We start from the raw sequence: 19,441 nt of genomic DNA on the forward strand, positions 1-19,441 counted from the left end.
CCACCCCCATGGCCGCCCTGTTCAGCGCGGAGTTGCTGAAGCTCCGTACCGTACGCAGCACATGGCTGCTGCTCCTGGCCGCGCAGCTCTTCACGCTCGCCGGTGCGCTCGGGCCGATCGTCTCCGGCGACGACGTGGACCACTCCGGAACCTGGAGCCGGGCCGCCTCGCACGCCGGGCTGGCCGCCATGTTCGCGCTGGTCCTCGGCATCTTCGCGGTGGCCGGCGAGCACCGGCACAAGACGATCACCGAGACCTATCTGGCCGTCCCGATGCGCGGCCGTGTCGTCGGGGCCAAGCTCGTCGTCTACACCGCCGCGGGTCTGTTGTTCGGTGTCGCCGCCGCGGCCACGGCGTTCGTCACCACGGCCGTCGCCGTACGCGCCAAGGGCGGTGCCTTCGACGCCGCCGACGGTGAGCTGTGGAGCACCCTGACGGGCAGCGCCGCCTGGAACGCCGCCTTCGCCGCGATGGGTGTCGGCGTCGGTGCCCTGGTGCGCAACCTGGCCGGGGCCGTCGCCGCAGCGCTGGCCTGGATCGCCGTGATCGAGGGCGTCGTCGCGGTGCTCGTCGGCGACGACCTCGCGCGCTGGCTGCCGCTGGCCAGTGGGCGCGCACTGGCCGGCCTGGGCAGCGGCGGGCTGCCGCAGGCAAGCGCCGGAGCGCTGCTGGCGGGGTACGCGGCGCTGATCGCCGTGCTCGCCGGCTGGACTACGCTCAGGCGTGATGTCACCTAGGCGAGCCGCGATCCTGCGCGACGGCGGTGGCGACCAGACGCTGCGCGAGCACCTGGTCACCACCGCCGCCCGGCTCATCTCCGAGCGCGGCACCGCCGGCCTGACCGTGCGCGACATCGCGCGCGAGGCCGGGGTGGCGGACGGGGTGCTCTACAACCACTTCGCGGGCAAGGAGGAGTTGCTCGCGATGGCCCTGCACGCCCACGTCCACGAGGTGATGGCCGCCGCCGGCGAGCCGCCGGCGCCGGGGGAGGGCACGGTCGAGGAGAACCTGCGCGTCTTCATCGACCGCGGGCTCGCCGTACTCGCCCGTCTGCTGCCGGCCTTCGCCGGGCTCCTCGGCCAGCCGAAGGTGCTCGTGCTCTTCCACGGTTCCGGCTTCCACCCCGACGGCGGCGGCGCGCTCCGCGCCGTGCTGGCCGGTTACCTCCGCACCGAGCAGGAGCTGGGCCGTATCGCCGCGGACGCCAGCCCGGAGGCGGCGGCCACCATGGTCATGGGCGCCTGCCACGAGCTGATCCTCCCCCGGGTCTTCGCCCCCGGCCCGCAGGAGCCGCCGGCCGTCCGCCCGGGATTCACGGGCGACTTGGTCACCACGGTGCTCCGCGGCATCGCCCCCGTACCGGAGCGCTGAATCCTCACAGCGGGAGGGCGAACAGGCTCACCGGAGTGGACAGCGCGACCGCGGCGAGGACCAGGACCGCGGTACGGGCGACAGCCGTGGCCTGCCGCGGCGCCAGCAGCCTGGCGGTCCGGGCGGTGACGGAGGCGTCCGCGGCGGCGAAGCCGCCGGCGGGGGGCGGGACGGTGCCACCCGCGGCGGTGAACCGGGCCAGGGCGTCGGTCGGGTCGCGGCGCGGCAGGCGGCGGCAGCAGGCGTCGTCCGCGCACATCTCCAGCAACAGCCGTACCGCCGCGACGGATTCGAGCAGCAGCGCACTGTGCGGCAGCAGCCGCCGCCAGGCCGGCAGCGGGAGCAGGACGAGGTCGTGGCGCTGGCGCAGGTGGGCGCGTTCGTCGGCGACGACGGCGGCGAGGTGCCGCGGGCCGAGGAGACGCAGCGCGCCGGTGCTGAGCACGACGAGCCCGGGGCGGCCGGGCAGGCAGTACGCGGCCGGGACGGGGTGGTCGAGCGCTGCTCGCGTAGGTGGCCGCCGTGCACGAAAACGGACGACGCGGCCCGTCCCCCCGCATGTCACGGCCATCTCGGCTGCGTAGACGCTCTGTTGGCAGGCCGCGAACGGGGTGCGGCCCACCGGCTTTACCCCGTTCCTGCTCGACTGCCTGAGCCTCGCGGTGCGCTTCGCGCCAGTCCAAGACGGGCGAGCCTGGCGCCCCGGGCGGCTACGCCGGATTCACGAAGGCGCCGATCGCCGAGGCGTCCAACAGCCGGCCGGTGCACCAGTCGGCCAGCAGCAGATCGAACTCGCGCATCGCCTGTTCGAGGCCGGCCGCCGACTCCGCCGCGGCATCGGGCGAGGGCACGAGGCACAGCGTCGTGACCAGGTCCCCCTGTGCCTGGCCGTACACGGTGAGCGGATCGGAGGCGAGCGCGAACGAGCCGACCACGCGGCCCGGGTCGTCACGGAAACGGACGCCCGCGTACGGCCTGCCCCCGGCGGGCAGCAGCTCCGACAGCCGCCGCAGCGAAACCTCGGTGGAGAGGGGGGCGGTCGGAGTCCGGCGGAGGTGAATCCTGTCGAAGACGCGCACCGGCGACGCACCCTCGCCGATCACCCGCGCATGCTGCTGGAGGACCTCATGGATCGCGCGCATCTCGGCCTCGACCTGCCCCGCGAGCCGACGGGACACCATCTCGGCCTGCCGCCAGTCGTCCTCGTGGATCACGAGGTGCTCCCCAGGACCGGTCGACTCCTCAGTCGCCGGCAGCGGGTCGAAGACCGTCGGCAGGGAGTACGCCATCTCCTGCGGGTCCATCGACTGGATCCGCCGCAGGGTCAGCACCAGGCTGCCGCTCCGGCGGAACTGCGCGGCGGTCGGCGGCTCGGCCCGAACGACGGCCCACGGCTCTCCTCCGAGGTCAAGGCGCGTCTCATGCTCGAACGAGTCGGGAAGCTGACCGGGAGCGAGTTCGGTCCTCGCGAACTCCTCCTCCGTCCCGGCGTCCACGAACACGACCCGCACCGACTCCGTGTGCGCCATGTCCCTACCCCCACATCGATCGCGGTTCCCGTCCCGCCGCCCGCAGCCGTCGGGTCCGTGGACAGTATCGGTACAGCGGTCTCCGCCATGGGCCGAGGGGTACGACGAGAGCCCCTCCGGCATGCCGGAGGGGCTCTCGTTTTGCCTGGTCGGGCGGGGTGCGGAGGATACGAGATTCGAACTCGTGAGGGTGTGAACCCAACACGCTTTCCAATTCGCCGTGTTGCTGTCCGCGCCGGGACGGCGGCGTTCTGACCTGCGACTGAAAGCGGCGGCGCGCGTTCGGCGGACCGTGCCGGACAGTAGCGAATGAGACCAGAACTGAGACCAAGTCTGCTCCTGTCGCCTCTGGTTAGGCTGACCTCTCCGACGCCGCTTGCGGGTCGCGTCCAACGGCGTTGGTGTCGGTGACGCGAACCCCCGGGGTGTGGCCATCCCGAGTCCGAAGGGCAGCTTCGCGCTCAGTGCGGCGAAGAGGACGCTGGAAGGCTGTTCGGGAGGGCAAAGCGGCGGTAGTGAAGCAGGGCGTATTCCTCATGGAATTTTGCGGGATGGAGGCCGTGCGGCGCACCCGCCATGCCCAGCCCCGTGCCCGCCCGGCCGCATCGGTGAGGAGGCCGCATGTCCGGCGCTGGTGCACGCTAGCAGGAAGAACTTAAAGGTCGGTGCCCCGAGAGGCGTGACTGCAGTAGCGCGTGCGGGCGGGCTATGCGGGCATGACTCCGTGAATCCGGGAGAGGGTGAACATGCGCTCATCGTCACGCAGTTGGCACCAGGCGTAGAGGTAGGGCGCGTCGACTTCGAGCTCGCTGACGGTGCGTACGGTGCGGTTGCCCGAGGCGGCGACGTATTCGATGGTGACCGCGCGGCCCTCATCGACAGCATGGGCCAGTTGACGGATGTCGGTGAGGGATAGCTGACGCGCGTGCCCCCCGATGATCTCCTCGGTGTCGCTCTCGAAAGGGACGCCGTCGACCGGGTCGGGCTGCGGACCGGTGGGCGGGGCGGTCAGCAGCCGGGCGGCCAGGGCGCTCGGGTCGACCGGCGCCGGAGCCTGCGTCGTGCGGGAGGCCGCGCTCCGGCTGCGGGCGGCGCCCCGGGGCGGGCGCGGGCCGGGCACGGTGACGGCAGCGCGGTGGCGCCCGGATCGCTCGATACGGACCGTCCCGTCAGCGGCCTCGGCGACCGGGGCGTATCCGGCGGCCCGGAGCGCCGCGAGGCTCTCGTCGAGCGGGGCGCGGCTCACGAGCACCGTCGGTGCCAGTTGCCGCAGACCGAGCCCCGCGAGCCCACGGCGGGCGACCAGTTCGGTGAGGAGGGCGGGCTCCTCGCCGTGGATCACGCAGGTCGCGGGGGCGACGCGTACCCGGCCGTGGCCGCGCGCGGCGTCCTGGATCAGGTACGACAGCGGCTGGGGCAGCGGCTCGACGGCGACGGCAGCCAGGTCGGACGTGAGGGCGCCGGGGGTACGGCCGGCATCGAGGGCACGGCGGATGGTGGCAGGACCGAATCGCCACACCGACGCCGTGCCGCCGGCTTCCCGGTCGGCGACGGAATCGAGGAGCGAGGCGAGGTGTGCGGTCGGCGTTCCGGTGACGACGGCCGTGAGGTCGGCACCGAAGCGGGCGACTCCCGTGGCAGCGGGCAGCAGCCGCCGGCACACGAAGGCCAGCCCCTCGGTGTCGTCGTCGAGAAGGGCGGCCCCGACCGGGGAGAGGGCACCGCGGGCGAGTACGCCGAGCAGTTCCGCTTCGCGGATCAAGGTGGCGAACGGCGTGGCGTCCTGGGGGAGCTGATCGGCGAGCGGGCGGTGCCAGGCGGTCAACGGTCCGAGTTCGGCGGTGTTCTCCGCTCCTTGCTCCGCCGGGAATCGCGCCATGGCGGTGAGAAGCCCTTCCCTGGCCCGGAGGCAGCCGCCGCAGGGCGGTGCTCCGGCGAGCGCGGGGAGCGCCTTGCCGTCCTCGTCGCGGGTCTGGGCGGGGGTGAGCCCGAGGGTCCGCCATACCTGGAGAAGCAGGGCGAGTTGCTCAGCCGGTTCCTGGGCCGCCCAGGCGTCGTAGGCTTTCGTGGCCGCGATCTCGGCGCCGTCGCGGGCCAGCAGACCGGCCTCGTACGCCGTCTCCAGGGCGATGCGTACGACGATGTCGTCGCACTGTGCGGACTTGCTGACCCGGGACAGCTCCCGTGCCCCGACGCCGCCGGCCTTCAGCCGCGTCAGCGGAGAGGTGGCACACACCGCCAGGACCGAGGCGGCGTGAGCGGTGAACGCCATGGCCGCGGCCGCGGCCTCCCGGTCCACCTCCGCCGTGGTGACGGGCACCGAACGCGGGACGGGCGGGGAGGGCTCGAACGGGGCGTGCCAGTCGGCCCCGCGCAGCGCGAGAGCCACCTCGGCCGGCATACAGGCGGTCCCGTATCGACGTCGGTCCTGGACGAGGAGTCCTCGCTCCAGCGCCCACCGCGCGCCCGGCTGTGAATCGTCCCGCGGAACTCCGAACACCACGAACTCGGGCTGCTCCGCAGCGGTGTTCGCCCGGCGCTCAAGCAGCTTCCGGGCCGCCGCGGGTGCCTGTGCCACCAGCGCGGTGATCCGCTCCGGATCGCGGTGGTGATCCAGCAGGGCCGCCACCCGCTGATGCTTCGTACCGCCGGGCTTGATCCCCAGCGCTGCCAGTATCCGGCGCAGTTCGTCGGAGGTCGTGCCCTCAAGCAGTGTGGCCAGCGGCGAGTCGAGACCCAGGGGCGAGTCCCACACCTGCCGCAACGGTGCCGCCATGCGTAGCAGCCCCTTGCCGTCCGGCCAGACCAGGGCGTGGTCGGCCAGCGCCTCCAGGGCCGCGTCAAGGCCGCGGGCGAGTTCCCCGTCCGTGGCGCCGAGCAATTCTGCCAGCGCATCGTGCTCCACGGCCCCCAGTGCCGCGAGCGCCTCGGCGACTTGCAGGTGTGGCAGGGCGAGTCGGGGCAGTACGTGTGCCACCGAGCCGGGGCGCTGGAGGCGGTCCGCGAGTTCGCCGACCGACCGAGGCTCCGGCGGTGCTGCGGCATCCGCCCGCAGGGTGAGGATCCGCCCAAGGCGGGCGGCGCCGGGGCCGCGCAGCCAGGCGGCCAGTGCTGATCCACCGGACTTGCTCATGCGGGACACCTCGCTCTGGACTCGTACCGCTGTGCTGGACCGGAGACCGGTCTCACACATGCTCGAAGCATGGTGCAATCGCCGGCACCTTGTGCGTCCCACCGAAGGATTCACTCGGCTCACGGCTGCGACGCCCGAGGTGAAATGCAAGAATTGTCGGAAATAAACGAGACCAAGAATGAGACCAGCGCATGACGAAGAGCCGAGCCGTAATCACGGCTCGGCTCTTCGTTTTGCCTGGTCAGGCGGGGTGCGGAGGATACGAGATTCGAACTCGTGAGGGTGTGAACCCAACACGCTTTCCAAGCGTGCGCCCTAGGCCTCTAGGCGAATCCTCCGCGGGCAACAGTACAAGACGGGGTGGGGTGGTCGCGAACTCGTTCGTTGGGGGTGGGATCGGTTAAGGTGGAGTCGCCCCTCACGCGGCGCTATCTCGCTGAACTCCCCCAGGGCCGGAAGGCAGCAAGGGTAGGTGGGCTCTGGCGGGTGCGTGGGGGGCACCTTGCTGTCCGGGGTCGGGTGGCGGGCGCGGGGGTTTTCGTGGGTGGGCGCCGTTGTCGGCGGTCACCGATATCGTCGTAGTCGTGTCGCAGCTCGCTCTTTACCGCCGCTACCGACCCGAGACCTTCGGCGAGGTCATCGGGCAGGACCATGTGACCGGCCCGCTGCAGCAGGCGCTGCGGAACGGGCGGGTCAATCACGCGTATCTGTTCAGCGGGCCGCGCGGCTGCGGGAAGACGACCAGCGCGCGCATCCTCGCCCGGTGTCTCAACTGTGAGCGCGGGCCGACGCCGGAGCCGTGCGGGGAGTGCCGGTCGTGCCAGGACCTCGCGCGGAACGGGCCGGGGTCGATCGACGTCATCGAGATCGACGCCGCGTCGCACGGCGGTGTGGACGATGCGCGTGAGCTGCGCGAGAAGGCGTTCTTCGGGCCCGCCGCCAGCCGGTACAAGATCTATATCGTCGACGAGGCGCACATGGTCACCCCCGCGGGGTTCAACGCCCTGCTGAAGGTGGTCGAGGAGCCGCCCGAGCATCTGAAGTTCATCTTCGCCACGACCGAGCCGGAGAAGGTCATCGGGACCATCCGGTCCCGGACCCACCACTACCCCTTCCGTCTCGTCCCGCCCGGCACCCTGCGCGACTATCTCGCCGACGTCTGCCGCGTCGAGGCCATCCCCGTCGAGGACGCGGTGCTGCCCCTGGTCGTACGGGCCGGGGCCGGCTCCGTGCGGGACTCGATGTCCGTCATGGACCAACTGCTCGCCGGCGCCGGCGAGCAGGGTGTGACGTACGCCATGGCCACCGCCCTCCTCGGGTATACCGACGACGCCCTGCTCGACTCCGTCGTCGACGCCTTCGCGGCGGGTGACGGGGCGGGTGCGTTCTCCGTGGTGGAGCAGGTGATCGAGGGCGGGCACGACCCGCGGCGGTTCGTCACCGACCTGCTGGAGCGGCTGCGGGACCTCCTGATCCTCGCCGCCGTGCCGGACGCCGGCGACAAGGGGCTGATCGACGTTCCGGCGGACGTGCTGGAGCGGATGCGGCGCCAGGCCGACACCTTCGGTGCGGCCGAGTTGAGCCGCGCGGCCGACCTCGTGAACGAGGGGCTGACCGAGATGCGCGGCGCCACCGCGCCCCGGCTGCAGCTCGAGCTGATCTGCGCCCGCGTGCTGCTCCCCGGGGCGTACGGGGACGAGCGCTCGGTGATGGCCCGGCTGGACCGCCTGGAGCGCAACGCCCCGACCGGTCCGCCGACCATGGGCTACGTGCCCGGGCCGGATGCCCACCAGCCTCCTGGCGGGAGTGGGGGCGGGGATGCTCCCGGCGGTGGCGCCGGTAGCGGTGGTGCCGGTGCCCGTGCCGCTCTTGCCGAGCGGGCTGGTCCGGCTCCTGGTGCCGGTACTGGTGGTTCCCGGGCTTCGTCTGCGCCTGCGCCTGCTTCCGGTGCTCCTGTGGGCGATGCCGGCGGGGGTGTGCCCTCCGGGCCGCCCGCTTCCACCGGCGGTGACCCGCAGGCCCGGCGGCCCGGGGCCTGGCCCGGGAGCGGGGCCCCGGCCGCGTCCGGGGGCGCGGCATCCGCGCCGCCGCCTGCTCCGGCTCCGGCACCCGCGGCGGCACCCGTACCCGCGGCGGCACCCGCGCCCGCGCCCGTGGCGGCGCAGGCCCCCGCTGCTACGGCTCAGGGCGTGCCCGCGCAGCAAGGGGGCGGGGTCGCCGGCGCCGCTTCCGTGCGGCAGATGTGGCCCGACATCCTTGAGGCCGTCAAACACCGGCGGCGCTTCACCTGGATTCTGCTGAGCCAGAACGCCCAGGTCACGGGGTTCGACGGCGGGACCCTCCAGCTCGGCTTCGGTAATGCCGGCGCACGGGACAGCTTCGTCAACGGCGGCAGCGACGAGGTGCTGCGCGAGGTGCTGGCGGAGCGGTTCGACGTGCAGTGGAAGGTCGAGGCCATCGTGGACCCGACCGGCGGTGCCGGTGGCGGGCCCGCGGCGGGGCCCGGTGGCGGCGGGGGACCGGGACCGGGCGGCCCCGGTCCCGGTCCCGGAGGCGGCGGCGGGTTCGGCGGCGGTGGTGGGGGTGGCGGCGCCGGGTTGCGGCAGTCCGTACAGACGACCTCGCCCGCGCCCTCTGTACCGGCGCCCGCTCCTCCCCAGCGGCCCCGGCCCGCATCGGCCGGTGCCGGCGGCCAGCCCCCGCCCGACCCCGGGCCGCCTCCCGATCCAGGGCCCCCGCCGCCGCTGGAGGACGACATCCCCGACGACGACGATCCCGACCTCGTCGACACCGCCCTGTCCGGCCACGACCTCATCGTCCGCGAGCTGGGCGCCACCGTCATAGAGGAGATCCGCCACGACTAGGCGGCCCGCCCGTCCGCGTACTCCTGGAGGATGACGACGGCGGAGGTACGGCGACTCCCCGCGGGGCAACCCAAGTGGCGCGCGTCCTCCCTGCGATGGACGGCAGCGCGGCGGCTGAGACCGTAGGCTCGCCTGGACGACCGGCCTGGCACCCGGCCGGCGATCTCGACCCAGAAGCAGACACACGCAGAAGCAGCAGACGTAGACGCAGACCCAGTCAGCAGAGAACTGCAGTAGCGCGACAAGGAGCGAGCGACGTGATGCCTGGTGGTGGCCAGCCCGACATGCAGCAGTTGCTGCAGCAGGCCCAGAAGATGCAGCAGGAGCTCGCCTCCGTCCAGCAGGAGCTGGCCGAGACGCCGGTCGAGGGGACCGCGGGCGGCGGGCTGGTGAAGGCCACGGTGACCGGCTCCGGCGAGCTGACCGGGCTGGTGATCGACCCGCGCGCCGTCGACGCCGAGGACACCGAGACGCTGGCCGACCTCGTCGTGGCCGCCGTACGGGACGCGAACAGCGCCGCGCAGCAGCTTCAGCAGGAGCGGCTCGGCCCGCTCGCGCAAGGGCTCGGCGGGATGCCGGGGCTGCCCTTCTGACCCCTCCTTCCGCAGTCGTCCCGCGGGGCCGTTCGCTGCCGTCCGGATCTGCCGGGTTCCGGAACCGGAGGCCACCCCCGAAGCGGGTTGAACCCGGCGGTAGCGGCTAGCTTGGTGCAGGAGAGCGGACACGAGAGAGGCGTTGCGTGTACGAAGGCGTGGTCCAGGATCTGATCGACGAATTGGGCAGGCTGCCCGGCGTCGGTCCCAAGAGCGCGCAGCGCATCGCCTTCCACATCCTGCAGGCCGAGCCGGCCGACGTCCGCCGGCTGGCGCACGCGCTGAGCGAGGTGAAGGAGAAGGTCCGGTTCTGCGCGGTCTGCGGGAACGTCGCGCAGGAGGAGCACTGCCGGATCTGCGCCGACCCGCGGCGCGACCCCGCCGTGCTGTGCGTGGTCGAGGAGCCCAAGGACGTCGTGGCCATCGAGCGGACCCGTGAGTTCCGCGGGCGGTACCACGTGCTCGGCGGCGCGATCAGCCCCATCGAGGGCGTCGGCCCTGACGACCTGCGGATACGGGAGCTGCTCGCCCGGCTCGCGGACGGCGCCGTCACCGAACTGATCCTCGCCACCGACCCCAACCTCGAAGGCGAGGCCACGGCCACGTATCTGGCCCGCATGGTCAAGCCCATGGGTCTGAAGGTGACCCGGCTGGCCAGCGGTCTGCCCGTCGGCGGCGATCTGGAGTACGCGGACGAGGTCACCCTCGGCCGCGCCTTCGAAGGCAGGCGGTTGCTCGATGTCTGAAACGGAACCACGTGCCCGCCGGCTGGATCCCGGCGCAGCGCCCAGCAGCCCGGCAGGCCGCCGCACGCGGCCTGCCGGTGCGCGGGGCGCCGACAGAGGAGGTCTGCTCGATGTCTGACGCCACCACGCACCAGGCGACGCAGGACCCGGACAGCTTCGCGGTCCAGATCGCCGACTCGATCGAGAGCTTCATCGTCGCCGTCACCGAGGTCGCCAAGGGCGACGAGCCGAACAGCGCCGTGCCCTTCCTGCTGCTGGAGGTCTCGCAGTTGCTGCTGGCCGGCGGCCGGCTGGGGGCGCACGAGGACTTCGTGCCGGACGAGCGGTACGAGCCGGACACCGGCCCCGAGCCGGACGTGGACGAGCTGCGCGAGCGGTTCGCCGAGCTGCTGGACCCGGTGGACGTCTACTCCGAGGTCTTCGACCCGTACGTGCCGCGCAGCACCCCCGTCGCCAGCCGGATCTCCGACGACCTGGCCGACGTGATCACCGACCTGCGGCACGGCCGCGCGCACTACGCGGCGGGACGGGTCAACGAGGCGCTGTGGTGGTGGCAGTTCTCGTACCTGTCCAACTGGGGGCCGACCGCGAGCGCCTGCCTGCGCGCGCTGCAGTCGCTGGTGGCCCATGTGCGGCTGGACACGCCCCTGGGGGAGCTGGACGGGCTCGACACCGACAGCGACGCCGCGGTGGACGACGGGCGGCTGGAGGAGGAGGCGGGCCGTGTGATGGTGGCGGAGATCGCGGAGCCGCTGGGTCTGCGGCGTACCTGAGCCGGGGCTGCGGCGTACCTGACGCCGGAGGGGGCGCGGCGCACCTGAGCCAGGGGCGCGGCGTACGGGCCGGGGCGCGCGCAGCGGTGCGTACGCCGTGCGCACGTGCCGAGTGCCGATCCCCCGCCCCGAGTTCGCGCGCCGCCTTCGCGCCCGGATTTTCGGGCTCCGGATGTGAGCTGCCTTACGTTTCCGTGTGCCCGCGGTGCTCCCGGGCAGGTACGTCTCCGAGCCGGCCCGCCCTGTGCGTACCCGCCGGCTCGGTAGACTGAGCCGACTGAAACACCATTGCGAGGAGCGCACGTGGGCCTTGTCGTGCAGAAGTACGGCGGCTCTTCCGTCGCCGACGCCGAGGGCATCAAGCGCGTCGCCAAGCGGATCGTCGAGACCAAGAAGGCCGGCCACCAGGTCGTCGTCGTGGTGTCGGCGATGGGCGACACGACGGACGAGCTGATCGATCTCGCCGAGCAGGTCTCGCCGATCCCGACCGGCCGCGAACTCGACATGCTGCTCACCTCGGGTGAGCGGATCTCCATGGCCCTGCTGGCGATGGCGATCAAGAAGCTCGGTCACGAGGCGCTGTCGTTCACCGGCAGCCAGGCGGGTGTGATCACCGACGCCGTGCACAACAGGGCGCGGATCATCGACGTCACGCCCGGCCGGATCCAGGAGGCGGTGGACAAGGGCGCCATCGCGATCGTCGCCGGGTTCCAGGGTGTTTCGCAGGACAGCAAGGACATCACGACGCTCGGCCGCGGCGGCTCGGACACCACGGCGGTGGCGCTCGCGGTGGCGCTCGAGGCGGAGGTCTGCGAGATCTACACCGACGTGGACGGCGTGTTCACCGCCGATCCGCGGGTGGTGAAGAAGGCCCGTAAGATCGACCGGATCCCGTACGAGGACATGCTCGAACTGGCCACCAGCGGGTCGAAGGTCCTGCTGCACCGCTGCGTCGAGTACGCCCGCCGGTACAACATGCCCATTCATGTCCGCTCCTCGTTCTCGGGGCATGCGGGCACCTGGGTAGGCAATATCTCCGAGGGAGCAGAAGGCATGGAGCACGCGATCATCTCCGGAGTCGCGCACGACGTCTCCGAGGCGAAGATCACGGTGGTCGGGGTCCCGGACAAGCCGGGCGAGGCCGCCGCCATCTTCCGGGCGATTGCGGACGCCGAGATCAACATCGACATGGTGGTGCAGAACGTCTCGGCCGCCGCCACCGGCCTGACCGACATCTCCTTCACCCTGCCCAAGACCGACGGCCACCGCGCGATGGAGCTGCTGACCAAGGCGCAGCCGTCGATCGGCTTCGAGTCGCTGCGCTACGACGACCAGGTCGGCAAGATCTCCCTCGTCGGCGCCGGCATGCGCTCGCACCCCGGCGTCACGGCCACGTTCTTCGAGGCGCTGTCCAACGCCGGCGTCAACATCGAGCTGATCTCCACCTCGGAGATCCGCATCTCGGTGGTGACCCGCGAGGACGTGGTCAAGGACGCGGTACGGGCCGTGCACACGGCGTTCGGTCTCGACAGCGAGAGCGACGAGGCGGTCGTCTACGGCGGCACCGGCCGTTGAGCCAGTCGTAATCGATCCGTTGGTCCATACCGCTTGCGCCGAACACCCTTGCCATCCGACGATTTCGGTTCGCGCCGTCTGCAACCGCGGCGGCGCCGCGAAGCGTCTCTGTCCCTGCCCCGCATTGGCCGGCCGCACGGGTAGCGAGGGAGTGGGCATGGCAGTACGCGCGGTAACACGACCGGCGTTGCCGCCGTGCGCGTACAACCTTGACGGGGGTCGGTGTGTCAAACAAGCGTGGCAGAGGCACTCAGCATTGCGACCCTTCCGGCCGGCCCCGCGCTGCGCCCCGGTTCCTCCGCGGCGTCCCGGGGACTGCCGGTGATCGCGCCGTGGTCGGCGCGGCCTGCCGAGAAGAAGTCCGCGGCGGACGCTGACGACGCCATGGCGGAGGGCACCAGCGTCGACCACCTCACCGAGACGTACCAGACCCACTACCGGTCGCTGCTCGGTCTCGCCGCGCTGCTGCTCGACGACCTCGCCTCCTGCGAGGACGTGGTGCAGGAGGCATTCATCCGCGTGCACTCGGCGCGCAAGCGGGTCAAGGACCCGGACAAGACCCTCGCCTATCTGCGGCAGACGGTCGTCAACCTGTCACGTTCCGCGCTACGTCGGCGCATCACCGGGCTGAAGCTGCTCTCCAAGCCCATGCCCGACATGGCCAGCGCGGAAGAGGGTGCGTACGAACAGTTGGAGCGCGACCAATTGATCCAGGCGATGCGAGGGCTGCAGCGCCGGCAGCGCGAGGTGCTCGTGCTGCGTTACTTCGCGGACATGACCGAGGCTCAGGTGGCCGAGGCGCTGGGCATCTCGCTCGGCTCCGTCAAGGCGTACGGCTCCCGGGGCATCGCCGCACTGCGAACAGCCATGGGAGCGCGGGCATGAGCGAGCGTTTCTACGGATCGGGGCCGCCGTGGGAGCGGGGCGCCGAGGGATCCGGCGGGTCGGGGTCCGGCGGGTCGTCCGGATCCGGGGCCGGGTCTGGGCGCGGACGTGGGGCAGTGGATGTGGCGGAGACGGCGGAGCTGCCGGAGGAGCCGGCCGTGCCGGCGGGTTCGGACGAGGTGACGGTGGCGGTGCCCGAGGCTTCGCTGCCGGAGGCTTCGGGGCCTGGGGCCGCGGGGCCGGATGACGGGGCGAAGGTGCAGGGCGCGGCGGGTACGTCGAAGGGGACCGGCGCCGGCCCGGACGAGCCGGGCGGTGCTGCCGGCTCCGGTGGTGCCGCCGCCTCCGGCGGCGCGGAGGGGCTGGACGGCCCCGGTGGTCCGGACGGCCGTCGTGAGCCGGGCGGTCAGAGTGGCTCGGACGGCGCGGGCAGTGCGGCCGGCCCGGGTGGTGCGGGCGGTCCCGGCGGGGCCGGGATCCCGCGGTGGCCCGGTGGCCACGGCGACGGGGACGGCGGCGACGACGCGGGCGGCGAGGACGAGCTGCGGCTGCTGCTGCACTCCGCCGTCGACGGTCTGGAGCCGGCGCCCGGCACGCTGCAGTACCTCCAGCGGGCGGTGCCCGCGCGGCGTACGCGCCGCCGCCAGTTGGTCGCCGTCGCCGCGGTCGCGGTGGTCGCGCTGGCGGTCTCGGTGCCGGCGCTCATGAATGTCGCCGGCTCGACCAGCGAGAAGAACCCGCGCCAGGACATCGCCAACAGCCAGCTGCCCGGCGCCGGGCAGCAGGGCGGGGGCGGCGCCGTCGAGGGCAACGACTCGGACGCCACCGCCGGCAGCAAGGAGCCGAGCGACAAGGAAGAGAAGACCGAGAGCCCCGGGCACGACGAGAACACCGCCGCCCCGACCGGCGGCTCCGAGGGTACGGCCGCCGCGGAGCCGTGCGCGCCGGCGCAGATCAGCGAGCCGGTCGCGGCGAGCGGCACGCCGGACGAGGCGGGCCGGGTCACCGGTTCCTTCACCGTCACCAACGTCTCCACCACCGCCTGCGTGGTCGAGTCCTCCGAAGGCGTCCAGGTGGGCGGTACCTTCGGCGCGGCGAGCGCCAGCGCGGTCGACACCCGTACGCACACCGTCGGCGACGCCGCCACGGACCTGCTGCCGCCGCCGGAGGCGACCGGCGCGCTGGTGCTCGCGCCCAACGAGTCGTACGTGGTGGAGTTCGCCTGGGTGCCGGAGACCAGCACCGACGGCGGCTGCACCACCACGGCCACCACGCCGACCCCGGACCCCACCGACGACACGCAGTCGTCGCCGGACGAGACGCAGTCCGAGACCGACCAGGGGACCGAGACCGGCGGCGACACCGGCGGCACCGGTGAGCCGGGCGAAGGCGACGGCACGACGGACGGCTCCGTCACCCTGACCCACTCGCCGGAAGCCGACTCCTCCGCCGTGGCCAGCGTCACGGTCCAGAACGCCTGCGCCGGCACCGTCTACTACACCGAGCCGCTCCCGGGCGTCTGACCCGGCCCGGATCCCGCCCCCTGGGCGGGGCGGCCGCGGGGGAGGCCGTACCGTGGAGGCGTGTACCGGTTCCTGCTGACGCCCCGGTGGTGGGTCGTCAACGTCCTCGCCGCACTCGCCATCCCGGTCTGCCTGGTCATGGGTAGCTGGCAGATGAGCCGCTTCGAGACGCGCGTGGACACCCACCAGGAACAGCAGGAGCAGCAGGACCGCGCCGCCGACGGCATCGACGGCCGGCCGATGGCCGAGCTGCTGCCCGTGACCCAGGAGACCACCGGCGACGCGGCCACCGTCACCGGGCGCTACGGCCCCCAACTCCTCGTCCCGGACCGCACTCTCGACGGCTCTACCGGCTTCTACGTCCTGACCCTCCTGCGCACCGACGCCCCCGTGGGCGACGACGGCGGCGACGGCGACGCCGGAACCCGTACCACCTCCGTTCCCGTCCTGCGCGGCTGGCTGCCCGGCGAGGCCGACCCGGCGAAGGCCCCCGAGCCGCCCGCCGGCGAGGTCACCGTCACCGGCGCCCTCCAGGCGTCCGAGCACCAGGGCTCCCCCGGCGTGCACACCGAGGGCGGGCTGCCCCGCGGCCAGGTCGGCATGATCAGCGCCGCGGCGCTGGTCAACGTCGTGGACGAGCAGGTCTCCACGGCCTGGATCACCCTCTTCGAGGCCGACGGCGGGATGCAGCCCGTCCCCGCCGAGGTCCCGCAGGGCAGCGGGCTCGACCTCAAGGCGTTCCAGAACCTCGGCTACACGGCCCAGTGGTTCGTCTTCGCCGGCTTCGTGATCTTCATGTGGTACCGGCTCTTCCGCCGCGAGGCGGAGGTCGCGCGCGACACGGCCCTCGGCCTCACCTCTCCCGATCCTGGCGAGGGCGGTCCCGCGGCTCCGGAGCCGGCTGCTGCGGCCGCGGAGCCAGGTCCGGAAGCAGATGACGGCGAACGAAGTCGAGCTCCAGCCCCAACTGCTTGATCCGCTCGTCCACGACCAGCGAGCCGTGCCCCGCGTCGTACCGGTACACCTCGTGCGGGTGCCCGCGCTCCGACAGCCGCCCGACGTAGTTCTCCACCTGCCGGATCGGGCAGCGCGGATCGTTGACCCCCGCGGAGATGAAGACCGGCGCCCGCACCTCGTCCACGTACGTCAGGGGTGACGATGCGGCGTAGCGCTCGGGGACGTCCTCCGGTGAGCCGCCCATCAGCGTGCGGTCCATGGCCTTCAGGGCCTCCATTTCGTCCTCGTACGCCGCGACGTAGTCCGCGACGGGCACCGCCGACAGGCCCAGCGCCCAGACGTCCGGCTGCGTGCCGAGGGCGAGCAGCGCCAGATAACCGCCCCACGAGCCGCCGCCGACGACCAGCCGCTCCGGGTCCGCGAGGCCGGAGGCGACGGCCCACTCCCGCACCGCCGCGATGTCCTCCAGCTCGATGAGGCCCACCCGGTGCTTGAGCGCGTCGGTCCACTCCCGGCCGTAGCCGGTGGACCCGCGGTAGTTGACGCGGACGACGGCGAAGCCGTGATCGACCCAGGCCGCCGGGCCGGCCGCGAAGGCGTCGCTGTCCTGCCACGTAGGACCGCCGTGCACGTCGAAGAGGCAGGGGAACGGGCCCTCGCCCGGCGGCCGCTGCACCAGCGCGTGGATCCGCCCGCCCGGCCCGTCGACCCAGGCGTCCTCCACCGGCACCGAGAGCGGGGCGGCAGGGCCCGGCGGCTGCAGCACCACGGCGCCCTGCGCGGACCGCACCTGCGGCGGCTCCGCGCCCGACGACCAGTGGAACTCCACGGTGCTGTCCGGCCGGGCCGTCGCCCCCGAGATCGTCCCCGGCGGGGTCTCGATCCGGGTCATGGCGCCGGAGTCGGGACCCTCCAGCCCGTACCGCCACAGCTCGCTGCGGGCCTGGTACGTATGCAGGACGAGCAGCGCGCTGCCGTCCGGATACCACTCCGCCGACACGTCCCCCGGCAGGTCGAGCTCCAGCTCCCGGCTCTGACCCGTGACCGGGTCCCAGATCATCGGCTCCCAGCGGCCGCGCCGCTGGTGCCCGACGAGCAGCCGCGCGTCGCCCGCCACCGGGGCGAAGCCCAGCACCTCCAGACCCAGCTCCTCCAGGCCGCCCTTGGTGTCGTCCAGCTCGGCGAGCAGCGGGTCACCGCCGGGGGCGCCGCCGAGCCGCAGCACCCGCAGGGCTGCGTGCATCGCGTCGCCGTGCTCGGTGTGCTCGATGGCGAGCAGCCTGCCGTCGTGCGAGAGGTCGCCGACGCCGGCGGACTCCCGGTGCCGGTAGATCTCGCTGGGCTCGCCGCCGGGCCGGACGAGGTGGATCGTCGTCCCCGTCTCCTCCGTGGACCGGCCGACCACCGCCGTGCCGTCCCGGCCGAGCGCGAGGCCCGCCGAGTACGCCGCCGGCAGCCCCGGCGCCGCCGCCCGGTCCTGCCCCGGGGCGGCGCCCGCGAAGGGCTGCCGCCGCCACACCCCGAACTCGTCCCCGTCGGTGTCGCAGAACCACCACACCCACTCGCCGTCCGGCGTCAGCGCACCGTCCGTCGTGCCGTTCGGCCGGTCGGTGACCTGGCGGACGCCGCCCGTGCGGCGGTCCCAGGCGTACAGCTCGAAGGTGCCCGTCACGTTCGACACGTAGAGCGCGCGATCCGGCGCGTCCTCCGCCCAGCCGGGCAGGCTGATCCTCGGCGCCCGGAACCGCCGCTCCCACGCCGGAGCAGCGTCCGCGGGACCGCCCGAGCCGGCACCTGCCCCGCCGCCGCCCGCTTCGCCGCCTGTCCCGTCCCCGCTTCTTCCCCGGGTCTCATCGCTTCCCCGGCCCCCGCCGATCCCCCCGACCCCGCCGTCTCCGTAGCCCTCGCCGCCGACGCTCGCGTCGTCACCGGCACGTCCCGCCTTGCCCCCGTCGATCTCGCTCATGCCGACATTCTGCGTCCTCGGCCCGGCCCGTCGGCGCCCGCAGCGCCAATCTGTGGATTACTCCCCAGTTGTGGATAAACCCCCGCCGCCGCGGACCGCCCGCCCGCCGCCCGCGGACCGGCCACGCCCGCCCCGGCAGCGGCGAACCCTACGCCCGCCCGCCCGACACCGCGTACTCGAACAGCGCCTTGTTGCTGTTCCGTTTGCGGATGACCTCCACCTCGACCCCCGCGAAGCCCACTTCGCGCAGCAGCGCCGCGTACCACTCCTGCGCCGGGACCTGGTTCCCGTAGAAGGTCGAGTTGCCGATCACATAGACCACCCGCCCGCCGCCGCGCACGTTCTTGTACGCCGCGCGGAAGTGCCCCCACATGTCGTGCACGTACTTGCCGACGTAGTTCGCCAGCAGCGGCCCGTTCCGCCCGCCGTCCCGGCGGATCGCCGCCTGCGTCCGAGCCAGCTCGCCCGCGACCGGCTCCGGCACCCCCTCGGCGTCGGGGCCCGGCGGGCGCCAGGCCCGTACGCGCGAGGTGGCCGCGCCCCAGGTGCCGCCGATCGCCTGCCAGTCCAGCCGGCCCGCGTCCTCCGCCCGCCGCAGGTGCCGCATCCAGTACATGTACGGGCGCAGTTCGCGGATGTACGACATGCGGTTCACGTACGGCGGCGAGGTCAGCAGCAGGTCGCAGGGTGTGAGCCGGCCGGCGGCGGGCTGCATGTCGCGGGAGTCGCCGTACAGGACCCGCGCCGTGCCGGGCAGCGGGGTCGCGGCGTTGGCGAGCGTGGTGCCGGCCTCGCGGCGGAACGTCTCCAGCACGGCCCGCGCGGCGTCGGGGTCGAGTACCTGGAGGGTGCTGTCGCCGCCCGCCTGTTCTTCCTTGAAGGACATGCTCTGGTGGTTGAACGCCGCGTTGCTCGACGCGATCAGCGTCCGGCAGAACGCCACGTCCAGCAGGTCCCGTCCGCCAGGCGGCAGCGCGCCCGCCGCGACGTCCAGCGCCCGGCGTATCGCCTTCAGCGCGTCCAGCGCGCTCCGCGCCCACCAGCGCCCGATGTTGTGCAGCTCCGGCTGCCACAGCTCGCCGGCCTCCGGCAATAACTCCTCGGCGCGGTGCACCAGCGGCGCGAGCGCCCGCCGGGTCTCGCGCAGATGATCCGGCTCGTACGCGGCCGTCTTCATCTTCCCCAGCCAGATCAGGAAGGGGTTCACGTCCAGGGACTGTCCTGTCAACCCGTGCTCGGCGGCGGCGAGCGGCGTGGTGCCGGTGCCGGAGAAGGGGTCGGTGACGACGGAGCCGGGCGGCATCTCGGCGGCGTAGCGGCGCACGAGGCTCACGGAGTAGGCGGGGGTCAGCCGGAGCCAGCCGTGGCGGCCGGCGCCCGCGTTGGCGCGGTAGGTGAGGTGTGCGTTCTGACGCGTGTCCGACCGCATGCTCTCGCTCTCGCCGATGGGGGTGGGGGGTAGCGTGGATCGTAGTGGCCCGCGGCCCGTCACCCGGCAGGAACCGGCAAGTCTGGTCGTACGGAAC

The 19,441-nt window shown here is 73.0% G+C and carries 14 protein-coding genes, 1 tRNA gene, 1 other RNA gene and 1 pseudogene; 11 read left to right on the forward strand and 6 right to left on the reverse strand.

Annotation, left to right across the window (positions count from 1 at the left end):
* The first annotated feature begins 8 nt into the window (after positions 1-8).
* Complete coding sequence (locus CXR04_RS19520) at positions 9-737, forward strand: ABC transporter permease subunit (RefSeq protein ID WP_101423646.1); 729 nt, start codon at positions 9-11, stop codon at positions 735-737.
* On the forward strand, positions 727-1,371 hold the full coding sequence (locus CXR04_RS19525) for a TetR/AcrR family transcriptional regulator (RefSeq protein WP_101423647.1): 645 nt from the start codon (positions 727-729) through the stop codon (positions 1,369-1,371). The genes CXR04_RS19520 and CXR04_RS19525 overlap by 11 nt, the downstream gene beginning before the upstream one ends.
* Positions 1,372-1,375: 4 nt before the next feature.
* On the opposite strand, the gene CXR04_RS36025 is transcribed toward CXR04_RS19525, so the two are convergent.
* From CXR04_RS36025 to CXR04_RS19545, 4 genes are all read right to left on the reverse strand, one after another.
* Positions 1,376-1,942: a M56 family metallopeptidase gene (locus tag CXR04_RS36025; protein ID WP_159072351.1), complete on the reverse strand. Its 567-nt coding sequence runs from the start codon at positions 1,940-1,942 to the stop codon at positions 1,376-1,378.
* A gap of 139 nt (positions 1,943-2,081) precedes the next feature.
* Positions 2,082-2,900, reverse strand: coding sequence for a hypothetical protein (locus CXR04_RS19535; RefSeq protein ID WP_101423649.1), 819 nt, complete (start codon positions 2,898-2,900; stop codon positions 2,082-2,084).
* 706 nt (positions 2,901-3,606) lie between these two features.
* A complete protein-coding gene (locus CXR04_RS19540) occupies positions 3,607-6,033 on the reverse strand; it encodes a helicase C-terminal domain-containing protein (protein ID WP_101423650.1) in 2,427 nt (808 codons plus the stop codon).
* A gap of 253 nt (positions 6,034-6,286) precedes the next feature.
* Positions 6,287-6,371: transfer RNA gene (locus CXR04_RS19545), tRNA-Ser, on the reverse strand.
* Between the two features lie 72 nt (positions 6,372-6,443).
* Here CXR04_RS19545 and ffs point away from each other — a divergent pair.
* From ffs to CXR04_RS19590, 9 genes and pseudogenes are all read left to right on the forward strand, one after another.
* Positions 6,444-6,538: signal recognition particle sRNA small type (gene ffs, locus CXR04_RS19550), an RNA gene on the forward strand.
* Positions 6,539-6,617: 79 nt separating this feature from the next.
* Entirely contained in the window at positions 6,618-8,897 is a 2,280-nt protein-coding gene (locus CXR04_RS19555) for a DNA polymerase III subunit gamma and tau (protein WP_101423651.1), read from the forward strand.
* Between the two features lie 257 nt (positions 8,898-9,154).
* Entirely contained in the window at positions 9,155-9,490 is a 336-nt protein-coding gene (locus CXR04_RS19560) for a YbaB/EbfC family nucleoid-associated protein (protein WP_101423652.1), read from the forward strand.
* 146 nt (positions 9,491-9,636) lie between these two features.
* Entirely contained in the window at positions 9,637-10,236 is a 600-nt protein-coding gene (gene recR, locus CXR04_RS19565; RefSeq protein ID WP_101423653.1) for a recombination mediator RecR, read from the forward strand.
* Positions 10,237-10,346: 110 nt separating this feature from the next.
* Positions 10,347-11,009, forward strand: coding sequence for a DUF5063 domain-containing protein (locus tag CXR04_RS19570; protein ID WP_101423654.1), 663 nt, complete (start codon positions 10,347-10,349; stop codon positions 11,007-11,009).
* 303 nt (positions 11,010-11,312) lie between these two features.
* Positions 11,313-12,584, forward strand: a complete 1,272-nt coding sequence (locus CXR04_RS19575; protein ID WP_101423655.1) for an aspartate kinase — start codon at positions 11,313-11,315, stop codon at positions 12,582-12,584.
* A 321-nt stretch (positions 12,585-12,905) separates the two neighbouring features.
* Complete coding sequence (locus CXR04_RS19580; RefSeq protein WP_101423656.1) at positions 12,906-13,469, forward strand: SigE family RNA polymerase sigma factor; 564 nt, start codon at positions 12,906-12,908, stop codon at positions 13,467-13,469.
* Between the two features lie 122 nt (positions 13,470-13,591).
* On the forward strand, positions 13,592-14,992 hold the full coding sequence (locus CXR04_RS19585; RefSeq protein WP_234380332.1) for a hypothetical protein: 1,401 nt from the start codon (positions 13,592-13,594) through the stop codon (positions 14,990-14,992).
* Between the two features lie 60 nt (positions 14,993-15,052).
* A pseudogene (locus tag CXR04_RS19590) lies at positions 15,053-15,760 on the forward strand (SURF1 family protein); the annotation flags it as partial.
* An 85-nt stretch (positions 15,761-15,845) separates the two neighbouring features.
* On the opposite strand, the gene CXR04_RS19595 reads toward CXR04_RS19590, so the two are convergent.
* Both CXR04_RS19595 and CXR04_RS19600 read right to left on the reverse strand, forming a co-directional pair.
* Positions 15,846-17,915, reverse strand: a complete 2,070-nt coding sequence (locus tag CXR04_RS19595; protein WP_101423658.1) for a S9 family peptidase — start codon at positions 17,913-17,915, stop codon at positions 15,846-15,848.
* 148 nt (positions 17,916-18,063) lie between these two features.
* The gene (locus CXR04_RS19600; RefSeq protein WP_101423659.1) at positions 18,064-19,344 is read right to left on the reverse strand and encodes a DNA methyltransferase; all 1,281 of its coding nucleotides are present in this window, start codon (positions 19,342-19,344) and stop codon (positions 18,064-18,066) included.
* Positions 19,345-19,441 lie beyond the last annotated feature (97 nt).

This window comes from Streptomyces sp. CMB-StM0423 (assembly GCF_002847285.1).
GTDB lineage: Bacteria > Actinomycetota > Actinomycetes > Streptomycetales > Streptomycetaceae > Streptomyces.

Bases quoted from the DNA above. Each gene is read 5' to 3' on its own strand.
- CXR04_RS19520 (WP_101423646.1), top strand. From the start codon at position 9: ATGGCCGCCCTGTTCAGCGCGGAGTTGCTGAAGCTCCGTACCGTACGC.
- CXR04_RS19525 (WP_101423647.1), top strand. From the start codon at position 727: ATGTCACCTAGGCGAGCCGCGATCCTGCGCGACGGCGGTGGCGACCAG.
- CXR04_RS36025 (WP_159072351.1), bottom strand. From the start codon at position 1,942: ATGGCCGTGACATGCGGGGGGACGGGCCGCGTCGTCCGTTTTCGTGCA.
- CXR04_RS19535 (WP_101423649.1), bottom strand. From the start codon at position 2,900: ATGGCGCACACGGAGTCGGTGCGGGTCGTGTTCGTGGACGCCGGGACG.
- CXR04_RS19540 (WP_101423650.1), bottom strand. From the start codon at position 6,033: ATGAGCAAGTCCGGTGGATCAGCACTGGCCGCCTGGCTGCGCGGCCCC.
- CXR04_RS19570 (WP_101423654.1), top strand. From the start codon at position 10,347: ATGTCTGACGCCACCACGCACCAGGCGACGCAGGACCCGGACAGCTTC.
- CXR04_RS19595 (WP_101423658.1), bottom strand. From the start codon at position 17,915: ATGAGCGAGATCGACGGGGGCAAGGCGGGACGTGCCGGTGACGACGCG.
- CXR04_RS19600 (WP_101423659.1), bottom strand. From the start codon at position 19,344: ATGCGGTCGGACACGCGTCAGAACGCACACCTCACCTACCGCGCCAAC.